Source organism: Bradyrhizobium sp. Gha, from assembly GCF_900113735.1.
In the GTDB taxonomy this organism is placed as follows: Bacteria; Pseudomonadota; Alphaproteobacteria; order Rhizobiales; family Xanthobacteraceae; genus Bradyrhizobium.
This window is the reverse complement of sequence record NZ_FOQM01000003.1, coordinates 474,560-494,178: the sequence shown is the minus strand read 5'-3', so window position 1 is coordinate 494,178 and position 19,619 is coordinate 474,560. Positions and strand designations below refer to the sequence as shown.

At 62.8% G+C, this 19,619-nt stretch carries 14 protein-coding genes; 6 read left to right on the top strand and 8 right to left on the bottom strand.

The features are described from left to right. Window positions 1-2 precede the first annotated feature (2 nt). Both BM222_RS08005 and BM222_RS08000 read left to right on the top strand, forming a co-directional pair. On the top strand, window positions 3-944 hold the full coding sequence (locus BM222_RS08005) for an ABC transporter permease (RefSeq protein ID WP_092227710.1): 942 nt from the start codon (window positions 3-5) through the stop codon (window positions 942-944). Between the two features lie 3 nt (window positions 945-947). Further along, entirely contained in the window at window positions 948-1,835 is an 888-nt protein-coding gene (locus tag BM222_RS08000; protein ID WP_092227709.1) for an ABC transporter permease, read from the top strand. Window positions 1,836-1,896: 61 nt separating this feature from the next. On the opposite strand, the gene cnbZ is transcribed toward BM222_RS08000, so the two are convergent. From cnbZ to BM222_RS07965, 7 genes are all read right to left on the bottom strand, one after another. After that, complete coding sequence (gene cnbZ / locus BM222_RS07995; protein ID WP_092227708.1) at window positions 1,897-2,643, bottom strand: 2-amino-5-chloromuconate deaminase CnbZ; 747 nt, start codon at window positions 2,641-2,643, stop codon at window positions 1,897-1,899. 8 nt (window positions 2,644-2,651) lie between these two features. Next, complete coding sequence (locus BM222_RS07990; protein WP_092227707.1) at window positions 2,652-3,902, bottom strand: adenylate/guanylate cyclase domain-containing protein; 1,251 nt, start codon at window positions 3,900-3,902, stop codon at window positions 2,652-2,654. Beyond that, window positions 3,899-4,288 (bottom strand): response regulator, encoded by a 390-nt coding sequence (locus tag BM222_RS07985; protein WP_092227706.1) that lies wholly within the window; start codon window positions 4,286-4,288, stop codon window positions 3,899-3,901. Before BM222_RS07985 ends, BM222_RS07990 begins: the two co-directional genes overlap by 4 nt. Continuing rightward, window positions 4,285-6,891, bottom strand: a complete 2,607-nt coding sequence (locus BM222_RS07980) for an ATP-binding protein (protein WP_092227705.1) — start codon at window positions 6,889-6,891, stop codon at window positions 4,285-4,287. Before BM222_RS07980 ends, BM222_RS07985 begins: the two co-directional genes overlap by 4 nt. 327 nt (window positions 6,892-7,218) lie before the next feature. After that, window positions 7,219-10,314 carry a MexW/MexI family multidrug efflux RND transporter permease subunit gene (locus BM222_RS07975; RefSeq protein WP_092227704.1) on the bottom strand — a complete coding sequence of 1,032 codons (3,096 nt, stop codon included), beginning with the start codon at window positions 10,312-10,314 and terminating at the stop codon, window positions 7,219-7,221. Window positions 10,315-10,382: 68 nt separating this feature from the next. Continuing rightward, window positions 10,383-11,576, bottom strand: a complete 1,194-nt coding sequence (locus tag BM222_RS07970; RefSeq protein WP_092227703.1) for an efflux RND transporter periplasmic adaptor subunit — start codon at window positions 11,574-11,576, stop codon at window positions 10,383-10,385. A gap of 2 nt (window positions 11,577-11,578) precedes the next feature. Next, the gene (locus tag BM222_RS07965) at window positions 11,579-12,280 is read right to left on the bottom strand and encodes a TetR/AcrR family transcriptional regulator (RefSeq protein WP_092227702.1); all 702 of its coding nucleotides are present in this window, start codon (window positions 12,278-12,280) and stop codon (window positions 11,579-11,581) included. A 428-nt stretch (window positions 12,281-12,708) separates the two neighbouring features. Between BM222_RS07965 and BM222_RS07960 the strand changes: the two genes are divergently transcribed. From BM222_RS07960 to rocD, 3 genes are all read left to right on the top strand, one after another. Next, a complete protein-coding gene (locus BM222_RS07960) occupies window positions 12,709-13,929 on the top strand; it encodes a cytochrome P450 (protein ID WP_092227701.1) in 1,221 nt (406 codons plus the stop codon). 72 nt (window positions 13,930-14,001) lie between these two features. Further along, entirely contained in the window at window positions 14,002-14,229 is a 228-nt protein-coding gene (locus BM222_RS07955; protein ID WP_143105910.1) for a hypothetical protein, read from the top strand. 52 nt (window positions 14,230-14,281) lie between these two features. Beyond that, window positions 14,282-15,496, top strand: coding sequence for an ornithine--oxo-acid transaminase (rocD, locus tag BM222_RS07950; protein WP_092227699.1), 1,215 nt, complete (start codon window positions 14,282-14,284; stop codon window positions 15,494-15,496). A gap of 135 nt (window positions 15,497-15,631) precedes the next feature. Here the strand turns inward: rocD and BM222_RS07945 are convergent, their stop codons facing one another. Beyond that, window positions 15,632-17,260 carry a putative bifunctional diguanylate cyclase/phosphodiesterase gene (locus BM222_RS07945; RefSeq protein WP_092227698.1) on the bottom strand — a complete coding sequence of 543 codons (1,629 nt, stop codon included), beginning with the start codon at window positions 17,258-17,260 and terminating at the stop codon, window positions 15,632-15,634. 588 nt (window positions 17,261-17,848) lie between these two features. Between BM222_RS07945 and BM222_RS07940 the strand changes: the two genes are divergently transcribed. Beyond that, the gene (locus BM222_RS07940; RefSeq protein WP_092227697.1) at window positions 17,849-19,252 is read left to right on the top strand and encodes a GGDEF domain-containing protein; all 1,404 of its coding nucleotides are present in this window, start codon (window positions 17,849-17,851) and stop codon (window positions 19,250-19,252) included. Window positions 19,253-19,619 lie beyond the last annotated feature (367 nt).

Here is a 19,619-nt window from a genome sequence, read left to right as displayed (position 1 = left end):
GAATGCTGAACTTTCTCACCCGGCGCCTTGCGCAGATCGTACCGACCTTGTTCTTCGTCTCGGTGCTGATCTTCTCGCTGCAGCAATTGCTGCCGGGCGATCCCGCACTGGTGATGGCGGGCGAAGAGCGCGATCCTGATGTGATCGAGCAGATCCGGCACCAATACCGGCTCGACCAGCCCATTCCCGTGCAATACGCCTACTGGATCAAGGGCGTCCTTGTCGGCGACTTCGGCGAGTCCTTGCGCAACAAGATGCCGGTGCGCGAGCTGATCGCACAAAAGCTGCCGGTGACGCTGCAGCTCGGCGCGATGGCCATCATCATTGCCTTCCTGATCGGCATTCCTGCCGGGATCGTCGCGGCCGTGAAGAGAGGGACGGCCTGGGACTACGGCGCCAATTTCTTCGCGCTATGGGGCATCTCGACGCCGAACTTCTGGCTCGGCATCATGCTGATCTTCGTGTTTTCGATCGAGCTCGGCTGGCTGCCGGCCTCGGGCTATGTGCCGCTCACCGAAAACTGGCGCGCGAGCCTGGCTGCCACCATCATGCCCGCCTTCGTGCTCGGCAATGCCATTGCCGCGGTCCTGATGCGGCATACCCGCAGCGCCATGCTGCAGGTGCTGGAGAGCGATTATGTTCGTACCGCACGCGCCAAGGGACTCTCCGAGCGCTCGGTCATCCTCAAGCACGCGATGCGCAACGCGCTGACGCCGATCATCACGCTCGGCGCGCTCGAGCTCGGCACGCTGTTGTCCGGCGCGGTGCTGACGGAGCAGATCTTCTCCATTCCAGGTTTCGGCAAGCTGATCGTGGACGCTGTGTTCAACCGCGACTACGCCGTCGTGCAGGGTGTAGTGCTGGTGACCGCCACCATCTACATCGCCCTCAATCTGATTGCCGACGTCGCCTATATCCTCGTCAATCCGCGGCTGAGGGGCTAGGCGATGACCGACGCCGTGCTCACGGCCGATCCAGCCACGGATCCAGGCGAACTGGACAGCCCGGCGCGCCGCGCGCGGCGCCGCCTGTTCAAGCGCAAGGCGGCGGTTGCGGGCCTCGTGGTCCTGACCATCTTCATCCTGCTCGCGCTGTTTGCGCCGCTTCTCGTGCCCTACGATCCCATCGCGACAAGCTGGGGCCTGGTCCGCAAGCCGCCTACCGCAGCGCACTGGTTCGGCACCGACGAGCTCGGCCGCGATATCCTCAGCCGCGTCATCTACGGGGCGCGTGCCTCGCTGCTTGCCGGTCTGATCTCGGTTGCGATCGCGCTCGGGATCGGCGTGCCGCTTGGCCTCGTCGCCGGCTATCGCGGCGGATTTGTCGATGCACTGATCAGCCGGATCACCGATGCGATGCTGGCCTGTCCGTTCCTGATCCTGGCGATTGCACTGGCGGCGTTCCTCGGCCCAAGTCTCGGCAATGCCATGATTGCGATCGGTATCTCTGCCACCCCCGTCTTCATCCGTCTCACGCGCGGACAGGTGCTGAGCGTCAAGGCTGAGGACTATGTCGAGGCCGCGCGCGCCCTCGGCAATCCGCCCTGGCGGATTGCGGTCTCGCACATCCTGCCGAACATCCTGCCTGCATTGCTGGTGCAGGCCACGCTGTCGATCGCAGCTGCCATCATTGCGGAGTCCGCCCTGTCGTTCCTGGGGCTCGGCCAGCAACCGCCGGCACCGTCCTGGGGCAGCATGCTCAATGCGGCGCAACGCTTCCTGACCCAGGCGCCCTGGATGGCAATCTGGCCGGGGCTTGCGATCTTCCTCGTCGTGCTGTCGCTGAACTTGCTCGGCGATGGCCTGCGCGATGCGCTCGACCCGCGCCAGCGCTAAGTTCAACTGGAACACGGTTCTCCACCTCGCCCGACGGGAGAGGTAAAGATCGACCGTAGCGTTAGATCACCAACTCACGCATCACGCGGCGGCAATCCATTTCGTATTCGAGATCGACCACCGGCGGTCGTGCAAAGTGCCAGGTGAGCCCCGAGCGCAATGCGCCGCGCCTGACCAGCTCGTCGACCAGCACGTGATGAAAATCGTGCACGGAATAGGCCTGCACGCCGGTCGTGTCCTTCCAACGGAAGCCGAAAGCCGTCATCCGGCTCTCCATCTGCGACGTGGTGGTGAACCGCACTTTCTCGCGCAAACCCTCGGGGCTGAGATCGCGGTAGCGTACCGTGCGCTCGACGTAGGTCCCGCCGCCCTCGCGCGCCTCTGCACCGCCCGCAATGACAAAGGACGGCGCCCTGGAGCTCGTCGGGCGCGTGAACGAGAACGCGTAGAATGACGGCTCGGTCGGCGGATCGACCTCGGGACAGACGTTGCTGCGCGCCACCGGGTTGGTGGTGCCGTCGAAGATGCCCCATTCCGACAGCGTCTTGACGTACTGCAGATTGAAGGCGCGAAAGCCCTCTTCGCTGAACGCCGCCGGCGAGCGCAACTCGCAGGCACAGAAGGCCGTGAGCGGACGTCCGACGTCCTGGATGTACTTTGCAGCCAGCACAAACCCTTCGGCCAGCGGCACCAGCCGATCGAACCGGACGCGCTCGATCTCATAGCCGTCATCGGCGGCAGCACCAGCGGAATACTGGAAGACGGAGGGAATGAACCGGTAGTTGCCGGCCGGGAATTCGCGCGTCATGTCGCCCTCTAATCCAATTGAATGCGGGCGCCCTTGCCGCCATTGAGCAGGCGCTTCAGGTGAAAGCCGGCGAGAGGATCGTCGGCATGCATACCGACCAACGCAGCGAAGGCCGGCATGGCGGCGGCGTCGCCCGCTTCCATCCTGGCAAAGGCCTCGCAATATTGCGCTGTTGCGGGCGCCTCGAATTTTTCCTGCGGCAGCGGCTCGAATGCGCGGAGCGGCTCGCTGCGCCCACGCAGCATCAGCTCACCCACCGGACGTCCCTGAAAGTTTCCGGCTGCCTCCGCGACACTGGAGCTGACACAGATGCGGGTGCCCAGCTGCTTGTTGGCAGCCTCGAGCCGCGCCGCGATGTTGATCGTATCCCCATACGCGGTGTAGTCGAAGAAGCGGTTGCCGCCAAAATTGCCGACCAGCGCGGAGCCTGCGTGAATACCGATGCGGGTGACACCGAAATTCACGCCCCTGGCCTTCTGGCGCACGCAAAAATCCTGCGCCCAGCGATCGAGGTCATGCGCGCACGCGACCGCACGTGTCGCATAATCGGGCTGATCGCCGGGCGCATTGAACAGCACATGGAGCGCATCGCCGATGATCTTCGCGACCGTCCCCTCATGCGCGAAGACGACCTCCGTCATGCCGCCAACATATTCGTTGAGGAGCGCCCCCAGCGTCTCGGGCGGCGCGCTTTCGACCAGCGAAGTGAAGCTGGTGATGTCGGTGAAGATGGCGGCGACGTCGCGCCACTGGACCTCGATACCCTCACCCTCCTTGCTTGCCGCCAGGCGTTTGGCAAGCTCCGGCGAGAAGTGGCGGGACAATGCGGCGTGGGCCCGCTCGGCCTCTGCCTGGCGGCGCCGCACCTCGCGCAGCATCTCGATGTGGCGAAGGGTCTTCTCGATCGTAGCTTCGAGATCGGCGAAGTCGATCGGCTTGGTCAGAAAATCGAACGCGCCGCGGTTCATGGCGGTGCGGATGTTGCTCATGTCGCCATAGGCCGAGACGATAATGGTCGACTTCTTGTCCTCGGCTTCCTGCAGCTTCTGCAACAGCGACAATCCGTCCATCCGCGGCATGTTGATGTCGGAGACCACCATGTCGACATGCGGATTCTGCGCGAGCGACTCCAGCGCCTCCAGGCCGTCCCGCGCGAACATGATGACGACGACCCCGTCGCGTATCTGCCTGCGGAATTTTTGCAGGATCAGCGCCTCGAGGTCGGGCTCGTCATCGACGAAGAGGATGGTCGGGGTCATGCCGCCTGCTCGAGCCTGGTATCGATCTCCTGGCGCAATTGCGCAAAGTCGATCGGCTTGGTGAGAAGCTTCGCGGCGCCGCGCTCGATCGCGGTCCTGCGCGTCTCGGCATCGCCGTAGGCCGTGATCATGATGACCGGAACATGGGGATGATCGGCACGTACCTTGGGGAGCATGTCGAGCCCACTCATGCCGGGCATGTTGATGTCGGACAGAATCAGGATCAAAGAGGGATCGCGAACTTCGGCCGCGCGTCTGATCGCGTCGGGCGCCGACGGCGCGAACTCCATCTGGAATCGGCCCGCGCGCAAATCGCGACGGAACTGCTGCCGAAACAGCGCCTCGACGTCGGGCTCGTCGTCGACGACCAGGATGTAAACGTTCAAGTCCTGCCTCCGGATGTGCCGCCAGCCGCCATCGTGCGCGGCAGCGTGATGATGAATTCGGTGAATACACCGGGCGTGGTATTCACGTCGATCGTGCCGCCGTGCTGCTTCACGACGATGTCATGGCTCATGGACAAACCAAGCCCGGTCCCCTCGCCGGCCGGCTTGGTGGTGAAGAAGGGGTTGAACATCTTCTCCTTGACCTCCTGCGGAATGCCCGTTCCGTTGTCCCGGATCCGGATCTCGACGCTGGCGCCGAGATTTTTCGTCGATGCGCTCACGGTCGGCTCGAAGCCGGCAGCAGCGCTCTCCTTGCGCTTGGTCGCCGCATAGAAGCCGTTCGAAATCAGATTGAGGAAGACGCGGGTGATTTCCTGTGGATAGACATCGGCCATACCGGCAGCCGGATCGAAGTCGCGCGCGAGCGTCACGTTGAACGACGGCCTTTCGGCGCGCGCGCCATGATAGGCCAGATTGAGGCTCTCCTCCACGATCGCGTTGATGTCGGCGGGGCGATGCTCGCCGGAGCCTTCGCGCGAATGCAGCAGCATGTTCCTGACGATGGAATCGGCGCGCTTGCCATGCTGCACCACCTTGTCCAGGTTTCCACGCAGCATGCCGGTCAGCTCGCCCACCTCCTCCTTCGTCTTGTCGTCGAGAGACGCCGTTCGCAGGACCTCCTTGAGCTCGTCGATCAGCTCGGTCGAGACCGAGGAGAAATTGTTGACGAAGTTGAGCGGGTTCTTGATCTCGTGGGCGATGCCGGCCGTGAGCTGGCCGAGCGAGGCCAGCTTCTCGGTCTGGATCAGGCGCCCCTGGGCCGCACGCAGATCGTCGAGCGACTGCGACAGTTCTCTCGTGCGTTCCTGAACTTCGTCGAACAACCGCACATTTTCGATCGCAATCAGGGCCTGGTCCGCAAAGGTGGTCGCAAGATCGATCTGTTTCTCGCTGAAGGGATGCACGACATGCCGCGTCAGAACGAACACCCCGATGGGCGTCCCCTCTCGAAGCAGAGGAACACCTAGCATCGTACGCACATTGGAGCGTCTTCGTGCAGACGAAGGTGCGTACTCCGGATCGGCCTGCACATCCGGAACATGAACCGTCTTGCAATCCAGCAAGGTGCGTCCGACGACGCTTCCCCGCTCCGGCACCGAAGCAAATGTCCGAAGTTTGTTCTCCTGCTCCGCATCAAGGCCGCAGCTTGCTGCCAGATAAAAGACGCCATCGCGCGGACGAAAGATCGTTCCTTCGTCCGCGTCGCATAAGCGGGCCGCCGACCCGACCAGCGTGTCGAGCACGGTTTGCAGATCGAACGTCGAGCGGCTGATTACCTTCAGCACATCGGCGGTGGCGGTTTGCTGCTGTAGTGCTTCACGTAGTTCGGAGGTCCGTTGCTCGACCTTGCTTTCGAGGCCGGCATAGGATTCCTGCAGGCGCTCGCCCATGTGGTTGAACTGGTTCGCGAGTTCCTCCAGTTCGTCGCCGGTCTTGATCGAGATCCGCTGGGCGAAATCGCCGCCGCCGATGCGCATCGCTCCGCTCCGCAGCGCCTGGATCGGGCCGACCATGCGGCGCGCGAGGAATATTCCGGCCAGCACCGCGAAGATCGAAGCGGCAAGCAGCACGATGGCGAGCCGTTCCAGCGAAGCATAGAGCGTCGCATAGGCTTCCTCGACGGGCAGCTCGACGAACATGGTCCAGCCGAGCGGGCTGATCGGCGCGGACGCCGTCAGAACCTTCTGTCCCTGGATGTTGGTCGCTTCCTGCAAGGCGTCCGGCATGGCACCGCCGCCGGCGAGCGCCGCACGCACCTGCGCCAGGCCCGACAAGTCGGTGTTTCGCAAGACCAAGCTGATATCGGGATGCGCGATCAGGCGGCCCTCCGGGCCGACCACATAGGCATGTCCGTGCTCGCCGACCTTGATCTGGGACACGACGTCCCAGATCAGCTTGAGGTTCACCTCCGCGATACTGACGCCGGCGTCCTTCCTCGCGCCGGCCAGCGCCAGCGTCATGTAAGGCTCCGACTCGCGGCGGAAATACACCGGCCCGTAATAGACCTTGTGCGCAATCGCCTGGGTAAATTTCGGATCGTCCGACAGGTCGATGCCGCTGCCGATCGCATCCATCGCCAGCCGCGAGACACGAAGGCGCTCTCGGCCGGTCGAGTCGACCTGGGCGAGTTCGGTGATCGCAGGCACCTGGCGCAACAACCGCAGCGCGTCGAACCGGCGCGGCTCGATCGAGGCCTGGTCGCTTTTGTCGGGCTGATGGCTCACCGACCAGGGCAGTTGCGTGGTCCAGCCCAGCTGGCTCTCGATCTCTTTGACGAACTGGCTGATCTTCGCGGCGGCCGCCTCGGCCTGCTCGTGCTGGACCCGGATCAGCGCGGCCTTGTGCTCCCGGTAGTAGAAGAAGACCTCGAACAGCCCGTTGGCCAGCAGGGCGATGGCGACCACGGCCACGAACAGCGCGACATATTTGGTGAACAGCCGGGTCTTGATCCCAGGCCCCGCCTCGCCGGAGGCGACGCGGCCCTCGGCCGCACTCGGCAAGGTCCTCGTTTGCGGGGTATCGGGATGGACGGAAATGCTCATTCCCCCAAGCCTAGCAAGAACGCCGGAGCTTGTCTCTCGGTGCAGCGCACAAGGCTATTCAATGACCTCGTCGGCAATTGCCGGCATGGTGGGCGGAATTTCAAGCCCGGTCGCCTTCGCCGTCTTGAGATTGATCACCAGGGGATAGCGGGTCGGCACCTCGAAAGGCAGATCCCCCGGGGTCTGCCCCGTTGAAGATGCGGGCCACCAGCGCGCCGGCCCGCTCGGAGCATTCTTTAGGAGTCGGCGCCATACGACATCAGCCCGCCGTCGCGGGCGAACTCGTCGACTTCATAGATCGCCGGCGGCTTCTGCCGAAGCCTTGGGTCAGGTCGGGCGCAGCGCCTTGCCGTCGAGGTCGAGCTCGTTGACCTGCTTGTTGCGCTCGGAATCGGCCGCCGCACGATGGTCGGTCGCCAGCACGACATAAACGGCCGGCAGCACGAACAGGGTGAACAACGTCCCGATCGACATGCCGGCCACGACCACGAGTCCGATCGAGAAGCGGCTGGCCGCTCCTGCGCCCGATGCGGTCAGCAGCGGGATCAGGCCGGTGACCATCGCGGCCGTCGTCATCAGGATCGGCCGCAGACGGATACGGGCCGACATCTCGATGGCCGAGCGGCGGTCGAGCCGTTCGTTGACTTGGAGCTCGTTGGCGAACTCCACCATCAGAATGCCGTGCTTGGTGATCAGGCCGACCAGCGTGAGCAGACCGACCTGGGTGTAGATGTTCATGGTGGCCACGCCGAAGAACAGCGGGATCAGCGCGCCGACGATCGCCATCGGCACCGAGATCATGATCACGAACGGGTCGCGTAGGCTCTCGAACTGCGCCGCCAGCACCAGGAAGATGATGATCAGCGCGAAACCGAACGTGATCGCGAGCTGGTTGCCTTCCTGCACATACTGCCTGGAATCCGCGAGATAGTCGTGGCTGAAACCCTGCGGCAGCTTCTTGGCCTCACCTTCGAGGAAATCCACCGCAGCACCAACCGTCACACCGGGCATCGGCACGGCCGAGAACGTCGCCGAATTGAGCTGATTGTAGTGCGTCAGCGAGTTCGGGTCGGTCTTGGTCTTGATCGAAACCACGGTCGACAGCGGAAGCTGCTGCCCGGTGTTGGTCGTCACATAATAGTCGCCGAGCGATTCAGGCGAGAGGCGCTCGCGGCGCGGTACCTGCGGAATCACCTGGTACGAACGGCCCTGGAGATTGAAGCGGTTGATGTAGTTGCCGCCGAGCAGAACCGCGAGCGTGGAGCCGAGATTCTGCATGTTGATGCCGAGGTCCTGCGCCTTGGTGCGGTCGATCGTGACGTCGACATTCGGCTGGTTGTAGGCAAGGTCACTGTCGGAGACGATGAACATGCCGCTCTTGCGCGCGGCGTCCTTCAGCTTCTCCATCTGCTCGTAGACGGTCTGGAAGCCGGCGGTGGAGCTGATGACCATCTGTACAGGCAGACCGCCCGGCCCGCCCGGCAGCGGCGGCAGGTTGAATGCGAACGCCTGCACGCCCTCAATCTTGGAAAGTTCGGCCTGGACCAGCGGCTTCAGCGCGATCGACGAGCGCTTGCGCTCGTCCCACGGCTTGAGCAGCATGCCCGCGATGCCCCCCTGCGGACCGTTGATGCCGTTCAGCACGAAGCGCAGGTCGGTTTCGGGGAATTTCTGGAACTCCTTGTCGAGCTTGTCGCCGTAGAAATCGACATAATCGATGTTGGCGTATTTCGGCGCCTTGGTCACCGCGAACACGATGCCCTGGTCTTCCTCCGGCGCGAGCTCTTTCGAGGTGTGCATATAGAGGAAGCCGACGAGCCCGAGGATCGTGATCGCGAACAGGCCGGTGATGGCCTTGTAGTCGAGCGAGCGGTCGAGCCTGCGGCCGTACCATCGCGTGACCGCGCCAAACACCCTGTTCACCAGTTTGGCGAACCGGCCTTCTTCCGTGTTCTTCAGCAGCACCGAGCACATCATCGGGGACAGCGTCAGCGCGATCACGCCCGACACGATCACCGAGCCCGCGAGCGTGAAGGCGAATTCGCGGAACAGCGAACCAGTGAGGCCGCCGAGGAAGCCGATCGGGGCATACACCGCCGCGAGCGTGATGGTCATCGAGACGACGGGGCCGACGATCTCGCGCGCGCCTTGCAGCGAAGCCTGAACCGGTGTCTTCCCCTCCTCCAGATGGCGGTGGATGTTCTCCACCACCACGATGGCATCGTCGACCACGAGACCGATCGCGAGCACCATCGCAAGCAAGGTCAGCAGGTTGAAGCTGAAGCCCAACGCCAGCATCAGGGTACAGACGCCGATCATCGACAGCGGGATGGTGACGACAGGGATGATGACCGATCGCAGCGAGGCCAGAAACAGGAAGATCACCACGATCACGATGATGACGGCTTCACCCAGCGTCTTCTCCACCTCGTCGATCGAGGATTGGATGAACTTGGTCGAGTCGTAGGCGACCTTCATCTTCATCGACGGGGGCAGATTGCGCTCGAGCTCCGGGAACAGCGCCCGCACGCCCTTGACCAGCGTCAGCGGGTTACCCTGCGGCGTTGCCTGCACGCCGATGAAGATCGCATGCTCGCCGTTGAAGGCGACGCTCGCGTCCGTGCTCTGAGCCGCAAGCTCGACGGTGGCGATGTCCTCCATGCGCACGAAACCGCCGTCCTTGGCTTTGACGATCATCTTCTTGAACTGGTTGACGTCGGTCAGGCCCGTGTTCGTCGAGACATTCGAGACGATGAGATAGCCCTTGGTCTGCCCCGCGGCGGACTGGAAGTTGTTGGCGGTGATCGCGGAGGCAACGTCCGCCGGCGACACGTTGCGGCCGGCCATCTTCACCGGATCGAGCCAAAGCCGCATCGCAAAGGTCTGGCCGCCCAGGATGTCGGCCGACGCGACACCGTCGACGGTGGACAACACGGGCTGCACCACGCGCGTCAGATAGTCGGAGATTGCCGAGCCCGACAACTCGTCGGACGAGAAGCCCAGATACATCACGGCCGTGGTCTGGCCGGTTGTCTTGGTGACGATCGGGTCGTTGGATTCCTTCGGGATCAGGTATTTGACCGAGTTCGTCTTCGCCAGCACTTCCGTGAGCGCCTGGTTCGGATCGAAGTTCAGCTTGATGTAGACCTGGATCGTCGAGGTGCCGAGCACCGAGGACGAGGTGATGTAGTCCACGCCTTCGGCCGAGGCGACCGCCTGCTCGATCGGCGTCGTGATGAAGCCCTGGATCAGATCCGCGGACGCGCCGGGATAGACGGTCGTGATGTTGATGACCGTGTTCGACAGCTTCGGATATTGCCGGATCGGCAGCACCATCGCCGCGCGCAGGCCTATCAGCAGGATCAGCAGGCTGACAACGACCGACAGAACCGGGCGCTTGATGAAAATATCAGTAAAGGCCATCGCGGCGATCTCGATTTCTATGTCTCAAGAAACGTGATCCGACCTGGCCGGATCACGTGCGTGTCTTGTCAGTAACGCGGCGGCTGCGCCGGGATCGGGGGAGCAGGGTCCGTCGAAATCGCAACGGGGGCGCCCGATTGCAGCTTGAGCTGACCGACGGCGACGACCTTGTCGCCCGGCTTCAGGCCCTTGATGATCTCGACGCGGCCATCGACCCGGTTGCCGGTCTGCACGAAAGTGCGGACCGCGCTCAGGCTGGTCTTGCCGTCGTCACCCTTCTTCTCGGTGATCACGAACACCGAGTCGCCGTACAGCGTGTAGTCCACCGCCGTCTCCGGCACGGTGGTCACGGCCGGCTTGTCCGGCATTACCACCGTGGTGCTCACGAACATGCCCGGCTTCAGGATCTTCTCCGGGTTGGCGATGGTCGCCTGCACACGGATATTGCGGGTGTCGGTCGCGATCTGCGGCTCGATCGTGGTGATCTTGCCGTCGAAGGTGCGCCCCGGATAGGCGTCGACCTTCAGCCGGACCATTTGTCCGACCTTCAGGTTGGCCGAGTCCTTTTCCGTCACGGTGAAATTCGCCCATAGTTCCGAGAGATCGGTCAGCGAGACGATCGCTGTGCCGGCCGTGAGATATTGTCCAACCTCGACCTTGCGGACGCCGAGATCGCCGGAGAACGGCGCGCGCACCAGCTTCTGCGAGATCAGCGCTTCGGTCTTGGCGATGCCGGCCATCGCCTGGTCATAGGCGGCTTGCGCGGTATCGACGGTCGCCTGCGGACCGAACTGCCGCGCTGCCAGCTGCTTGGCGCGATCGAGCGAAAGCTGCGCGACCGTTGCCTGCGCCTTGTAGTTGGCGAGGTCGCCCTGGTCCGGTCCATCGAACAGCTGCACCAGCGGCGTCCCGGCCTCGACATGGGCACCCGGCTCGAACTTGATCTCGGTGACACGTCCGTTGACGTCGGCGCTGACGTCAACCTGGTGCACGGCAACGAGGCTGCCGACTGCAGTGAGCAGGTTCGGCACCACTTCGGACTTCGCCTCGGCCGCGCTAACCAGGGTCGGCGGCGGCTTGTTGTTGGCGAAGAACTGCTTGATCATCTGGCCCCGGAAATAATTGAACCAGACGAGACCGCCGACCAGCGCGCCGAGGAGCGTGCCGACGATGATGAACCAGAGCACCCGCCGGACCGGACGCTTGGGAGCCTTGCTGTCGATCGGTTCGCCCGAAATCTTGTGTTCGGCTACGATGTTCATTGTCATGCGCTTTCTGAAATCGCCGTCTTGTCCGCATCCGCGGCCTGATCGCGGCCCAAATGCGAAGCAATTGCGGCGTCGTTAAGTCCGATACCCCTCAGGAGAAACTCACAAAGCTGCCGTTCGAGTTCACCAGCATTGCCGTAAGCGAGGCAGGGCGCGGCCGGCAGCCTTGTCAGCGCAGCCGTCATCAACGTGTGATGCGCGAACCAGAACAGGTTGAGCGGATCGCCGCTGAATGGCCGCGCGTCCCCGGTGATCACTGCGCGTTCGAGCGAGGCGACGAAGACCGCTCCGATCAACGTCTCGATCTTGGCATACAGCAAACGCGCGAATTCGCCATCGTCCAGATGACTAGTGGCCATCAGTCGCAGGCGCTGGGCCTCTTCCTGGTCGGGACCTTCGGCGATCTGCACGAAATGCTCGACCATGCCGCGGATCAGCTCGACCAAGGTGGCCGTCGACGGCTCGCGCTCGAGCAGTTCGGTCAGCGCCGGGTCCGCCTCGCATTCGTCGCTGAGGATTTCGGCGTAAAGCGCGGCCTTGGACGGAAAATGCTTGAACAGCAGCGCTTCGGAAATGGCAGCGGCGGCCGCCACGCTCTTGGTCGTGGTGCCGTTATAGCCGTGTCGGGCAAAGCAGCGTTTCGCGGCACCGAGGATCAACTGACGCCTCAGGTCGCTCGTCATACGCAATGAGCTCATGTTAGTGAGTAAGCACTCACCCACGCAAAAGTCAAGCACTATGCTGCATCGCAACCTAAGTGCGTGAGAATCCAACGGAAATCGGTCACAGGTTACCGCGGCGGGGCACCCCAGGTAAGCCAAATCGACGGTCGGCGTCAGATCGGCTTGAAGCCGAGCTCGCCACGGATCTGATGGAGGTGACATCCCGGCTCGGCAAGATGCGCTCAACGCTGGCGCTGTCGATCGAACCCATCACCTGCCATGGATTGAGCGCGCCCCCATTCGCCGAGCGTGAGGAGCGGAAAGCGCAGGATCGGCATCAGCGACAGAGTACGATGCGATTGCCGACGCGGTCGACTTGCTAATCACCACATGTCTGTAGACGGTGGTCAGCAAAGCTCGAAAGGGCGAAACAGCATATCGGTGTCATCAGGTGAGTATGGCGCATGAACGCAGATGCGAACGAATTGGCGGCTAATTTCGATCTGGCCAAGCTGACGAGCGAATTCTACGACGATCCCTACCCGACCTATCGTGCACTGCGGGAGAACGACCCGGTCAAGCGGCTCGCGAGCGGCACCGTGTTCCTGACGCGCTACGACGACCTCGTCACCACCTACAAAAACACAAAGTCGTTCAGCTCGGACAAGAAGCGCGAGTTCGCGCCCAAATATGGCGACACCCCGCTCTACGAGCACCACACCACGAGCCTCGTCTTCAACGACCCGCCGGCGCACACCCGCGTGCGGCGCCTGATCATGGGCGCGCTGTCGCCGCGCGCGATCGCGGGCATGGAAGGCGACCTCGTCAAGCTGGTCGACGGATTGCTCGACGCCATCGCCGCCAAGGGCCATTGCGAGCTGATCGAGGATTTTGCCGCCTCGATCCCGATCGAGGTGATCGGCAATCTGCTCGACGTGCCCCATGACCAACGCGCGCCGCTGCGCGACTGGTCGCTGGCGATCCTTGGCGCGCTGGAGCCGGTCGTGTCAGCCGAGGCTGCCGCGCGCGGCAACAAGGCGGTGACGGATTTTCTCGCCTATCTCGAGACGCTGGTCGCGCGCCGGCGGCAGAAGCCGGGCAACCCTGATCGCGACGTGCTGACCCGCCTGATCCAGGGCGAGGAGAACGGCGAGCGGCTGACCGAGAAGGAACTGCTGCACAATTGCATCTTCCTGCTCAATGCCGGCCACGAGACCACGACCAATCTGATCGGCAACGGCCTCGTCGCGCTGCATCGCAATCCTGACGAGAAGCAACGGTTGATCGACAATCCGGATCTGATCAAAACTGCTGTCGAGGAGATCCTGCGCTACGAAAGCTCGAACCAGCTCGGCAACCGCATGACGACCGAACCGGTCGAGCTCGGCGGCGTCATGCTCGAAGCGGGCACGTCGGTGACGCTGTGCATTGGAGCTGCCAACCGCGACCCGGCGCAATTTCCCGACCCTGAACGCTTCGACGTCGCGCGCACGCCGAACCGGCATCTTGCGTTCGCGACCGGCGCACATCAATGCGCCGGCATGGCGCTGGCGCGGCTCGAAGGCGCGATCGCGATCTCGCGTTTCCTGGCGCGCTTCCCGAACTACGCCGTGAGCGGGCAGCCGGTGCGCGGCGGCCGGGTGCGGTTTCGCGGCTTCCTGAGCGTCCCCTGCTCGATCGGCTGAGGCGACATGACTATCGATCAATTGCGCTGACGCCGGGCTGATCCGGCCCTCACGGTGCCGACGGGGCTGCTGATGATCATCTTCGTGATCTTCGCGTTCCAGCTATCCGAGCTCGCGCTGGCGCTGCTGCTGGTCTGCGGCATCTTCGTGACCTCAGGCAGCCCGGTCGCGGTCATCGCGATGCTGGCCGCGCTCGGCATGAATCACGGCCGGGGCGATCCTGCGGATCAGATCGAAGCTCGACGAATATCGCCGGTCCGAAGACTTCCGGGCGGGCAGGCCGATACCCACATCAATTGAGTGCGGCCGGCGCAGTCGGTCAACACCGGCGCGCAGCAAGGAGTGAAGAAAGATGAGCGCGTCGGTCATTGATGTCCTCGCAACGGAAAGGCGCCTCGGCACCCACAATTACGAACCAATCGGGGTCGTCCTCTCGCGTGGCGAAGGTGTCTGGGTCTGGGATACCGAGGGCAACCGTTATCTCGATTGCCTCTCCGCCTATTCCGCAGTCAGCCAGGGCCACTGCCACCCCAAGATCCTGGCGGCGATGGTGGAGCAGGCACACCGGTTGACGCTCACCTCGCGCGCTTTCCACAACGACCAGCTCGCCCCCTTCTACGAGGAGATCGCGGCGCTGACCGGCTCCCACAAGGTGCTGCCGATGAACAGCGGCGCCGAGGCGGTCGAAAGCGCGATCAAGTCGGTCCGCAAATGGGGCTATCAGGTGAAAGGCGTCCCGGACGGCCAGGCCGAGATCGTCGTCTGCGCCAATAATTTCCACGGACGCACACTGGGTATCGTCGGCTTTTCGACCGACCCTGAGACCCGCAAGCACTTTGGGCCTTTCGCGCCGGGCTTCAAGATCATCCCGTTCGGCGACGCGGCCGCCCTCGCGGCGGCGATCACGCCAAACACCGTCGCCTTTCTGGTCGAGCCGATCCAGGGCGAGGTCGGTGTCATCATTCCCCCGGCCGGCTACTTTGCGAAGGTGCGGGAGCTCTGCACCACCAACAACGTGATGCTGGTGCTAGACGAGATCCAGACCGGGCTTGGCCGCACCGGCAAGCTGCTGGCCGAACAGCACGAGGGAATCGAGGCGGATGTGACGTTGCTCGGCAAGGCGCTATCGGGCGGCTTCTATCCCGTGTCGGCCGTGCTCTCGAACAACGAGGTGCTCGGCACGCTGAGGCCCGGGCAGCATGGCTCGACCTTCGGCGGCAACCCGCTTGCCTGCGCGGTGGCGCGCGCCGCCATGCGCGTGCTGGTCGAGGAAGGCATGATCGAGAACGCGGCCAGGCAGGGCGCACGCTTTCTGGAAGGCCTGAAAGACATCCGCGCCAACACGATCCGCGAGGTCCGCGGGCGTGGCTTGATGCTGGCGGTCGAGCTGCATCCCGAGGCCGGGCGCGCACGACGCTACTGCGAAGTGCTCCAGGCCAAGGGCATCCTCGCCAAGGATACCCATGAGCACACGATCCGCATCGCGCCGCCGCTGGTGATCACCAGCGACCAGGTCGACTGGGCGCTGGAGCATTTCGCAACGACGCTGACGCAGGATTTCTCGTGAGGCTGCTTGCGTCGGAACACCGCAGGGCGGCAGTCACGAACGAACGATTTCGCCACCTGCGCGTTTGATTCCTATGGGCTGACGCCACAAGCCACTTGCGCGCCATGACGAACCGCGTCAGCGCCAGCCATCGGCTCACGCATGCAGACTTCTTGGGCCATCTTCAGCAACCGCCGTGCGGTCGAATTCGCGATCAAGCAGCGCGGGAATACCGACGGCCGGGACGGCATCACTGAATAGGTAGCCTTGTCCTTCGGTGCAGCCATTGGCCAACAGATAGGCCAGTTGACCTGCGTCTTCGACGCCCTCGGCCGTGGTCGTCAAGCCAAATCCTTTTGCAAGGCCCAGGATGGCACGAACGATCACCCGGCTGTCGGTACTGTCGTCGAGATGCGACACGAAGCTGCGGTCTATCTTGATCTTGTCGAGGCGAAACGAAAGCAGCTGGCTGAGCGTCGCATAACCTGTTCCGAAATCATCGAGCGCGATGCGGACACCGGCTTGACGGAGTTCATCAATCACAGCCTTCGCAACCCCGGTCTTTTCCACGAACGCGCTCTCGGTAATTTCAATTTCCAGGCGGCTCGGACTGAGCCCGGTTTGCCCAAGGATCGATAAAATGCGCTGTCCAAGCGCGGGATCACGCAATTGAATGGGCGAAATATTGAAGGCAAGCATAAACGCCTCCGGCCACGCCTTGGCATCGAAACAGGCGCGGCGAAAAAGCTGATCTCCAAGCGCGTTGATGAGGCCCGTTTCCTCTGCAATCGGAATGAACACGTCGGGTGGAACACGCCCCAACGTCCTGTTTTCCCAGCGCGCGAGGGCCTCGAACCCGATGATGCAATTCCCTTTGAGCGAAACCAGCGGCTGGTAGTGCGGTTCGATGATATCCGCCGTGATGGCGCTGCGAAGCTCTCGCTCGATCTGGATGCGGCGCTCGACATGCATGTCCATCTCTGGCTCGAAAAAGCGAACACACGGCCTGCCATCGCCTTGTGCGCGATAAAGTGCACGATCTGCGCGCCGGACCAATTCGCGGAGATTGACGCCGTTGATCGGAGCGATGGCGATGCCAATTGCAACCCCAAGCTCGGCTGCCCCGGTCTCGACCGCGAAAGTGTCGGCGGCCGACGCCACAATACGGCGCGCCAGATTGGTGGGAACGTCTAGGGAGCTGATGTCTGGCAGGACAATCCCGAATTCGTCGTCCCCAATCCTCGCCAGCACGCCATCCTTGCGCAAGATGCCAGCGACCCTGTTGGCAAATTCGCATAGTGCCTTGTCCCCCCCTGCGTGGCCATGCGTGTCCTTGATCCTCTTGAAGCCATCAAGGCCAAGCATCAGAACGGCCACCTGGTGCGTGTCGCTGGCGAGGGCAAGGCACGCGTCAAGTTTTTCGTCAAACAGGCGACGGTTAGGCAGGCCGGTCAACGGATCGTGTCGCGCCAGATCGCGCGCCTCTCCTTCAGCAATGGTTCGTGCCTTGGTTTCGCAGACGAGCTCGCGATAGCGGCGAACACTGAAGATCGTCAGCGCAAGGCTCAGGAAGAACGCGACGAATATGATGAAAACGATGTCGTCGGGTGCCGAATCCGCATAGCCCTGTCCTAGCTGAAACAGACGAGGACCAAGCTCATAGACATGCGCCAAGATCGAAGCGAGAACGACGCCCCCAAAGAGAGCAATGAAATCCCTTGCGGCGGAACTACGCCAATCGAACCAAGCGGCGTGCAGTACGCGCGATCGTGGCGTTGAGTTCATCACAGTCGAACCTTTGCTGACGCCGGCTGTTCCAGTGATGTTCTTACAGGTAGCATGGATCGCAGCTTAATACCACATGTTGTACGCTCGTGCGCCGATCGTAGGAACTCGATCAACGCTTCGCAAACCGCGACGGTAAGCGCTTCGTCCGGCAAAAGCGGTTTGCGATCACCCGGCCGGTTCGGACATCGTTAACGCGGCCAAAGCCACGAGGTGCGCCCGTCAAGGTGGATCCATGACTTTGAGGTCGCGCGAGTGGCAAGAGCGAACGGACGGGAGAGCATCGCGAGCTGTCCCGAACGGCTTCCACCGGCCTCTGATCGGCAGGTGGACGTGATCTGACGCCTCCATCGGCACGCCTCAACCACGAGGCCGTGCCACCGGTGATCGCTCGCCGATCCTCCCGTAGAGGTTGTAAATCCTTGGAGTTGATGGGCAAGGCGTGTTAACGTTGTTGCCATAAATCTTCCTCGACCGGCTGTGCGACTCCCGAAAATCGTCCCGGTTTGACCGCGCTCTCGCGGCCGGCGAGCCACCGACAGTCCATCAAACGACTGCAGGTATCATCATGGGAGACGGTAGATGCATATGAGCACCGATCTTGCGGTATCCGAGCCGCCCAACGCGCTCCGGCTGGTCACACAGGCGTATACGAGCCTTCTCCTCATCGCCTTCGCCCTGATGCCTGCCCTGTTCATCGCCTACCTCTATTTCCAGCAGGATCCCACGCTAAAATTCGAAAATCACCTGTTCCACGAATTCGCGATTGCCGTCGCCACCCTCGAAGGGCTGTTCGTCACCTATGTGACATGGCGTTGCTACCGGTCTTCAGGCGAACCTCTGTTGCGTTGGATGACCCTGGGTTTTCTCGGCTTCGTGCTGATCTACGCGCCGCACGGCGCCTTCACCGGGCTGGCACACCGAAATATATGGCTGTTTCTGCTCTATGGACCGGCGTCGCGTCTCGCGATGTCGATCCTGCTCTTCGTTGGGCTGCTCAGCTACAACCAGCCGTCAGACAAGGTCGAGAAGCGTTCGGATGCGCGCGCATGGCTGATCTGGATTGGCCTGTTCCTGACGATGGACATAGCCGTCGCTTTGATCGCCTATTCCCCCTTTGCCGGACACCCGGTGGTCCGCTTGTCCATGGAGGGCGGCGCACTGGTGTTCAGCGCGCTGAACGTCGCGGTCATGCTCATGCGACGGATTCACTCGCCGCTCATGCTCATTTTCGGCATTTCGGTCGCGTGGTTTGCGCTATCGTCGCTCGCGTTCATTCTGGCGGCGCCGTGGAATCACATGTGGTGGCTCGCCCACGCGATCTTTGCTGGCGGCTTCTTCCTGCTCAGCTATGGCGTTGTCCAGGCTTTCCGAACGACGCAATCATTCGCGACCATCTATAGCCAGGAAGAAATGGCAGCCCGCCTGGCCGCGTCGATGGCAGACACTCAAAGGGCACTACAGCAGGTCCAGCTGAGCAATCAAAGGCTGGAACGCCTCGCTGCCACCGACCCGCTGACCGGTGCCGGAAATCGGCGCCACTTCATCGAACATATCGGCGCCGAGATCGCGCGAGCCGAGCGAAGCGGTGCTCCACTATCCCTGCTGTCGCTCGACATCGACCATTTCAAGGACATCAATGACTCACGTGGTCACAGCGTCGGCGATGAGGTCCTCCGCGTATTCGTGCGCAAGTGTCTGGAGGCGATCCGCCCTTACGACTCTGTCGCGCGCGTGGGCGGTGAAGAGTTCATGGTGTTGCTGCCGGGGGCGACCCTCGACACGGCTTGCGCTGTGGCGGAGCGCCTTCGATCGGCCATTGAAAGCACTGCATTCGACGTCGGAGCCCAACCGTCGGTCGGCGTCACCATCAGTGTTGGGGTGTCGGAGCTCGGGCGCGATGGAGACACGGTTGACGGATTCCTGAGCGTCGCCGATCAGCGGCTCTATCGCGCCAAACATGAAGGTCGCAATCGTGTGATTGCCGCGTAGGTGCCATCTACAGAGGGCGAACCATTCCGGTTTAAGTCGGCCAGCGACGGCATCTCCGACGGATCGGCCGTGGAACTGGTCGAACGGGCCTTGTGGTTCGAGACGGCGCGCCGCCGCTGGTGATCACCAGCGACCAGGTCGACTGGGCCCTGGAGCATTTCGCAACGACGCTGACGCAGGATGTCTCGTGAGACTGCCTGCGTCGGAAGATCGCAGGGCGACAATCAACAACGAACCAATCCCCCATCCGCGCGTTGAAAGTCGTGGGCGATTACGAGCTGGGAGCGACAATCATGCTTCCGCGTGGCGTTTGCCTTTCGGTGTTTTTGGTCGGTGCTTCGATGGTCGCGGCGAGCGTCAGCGCGTC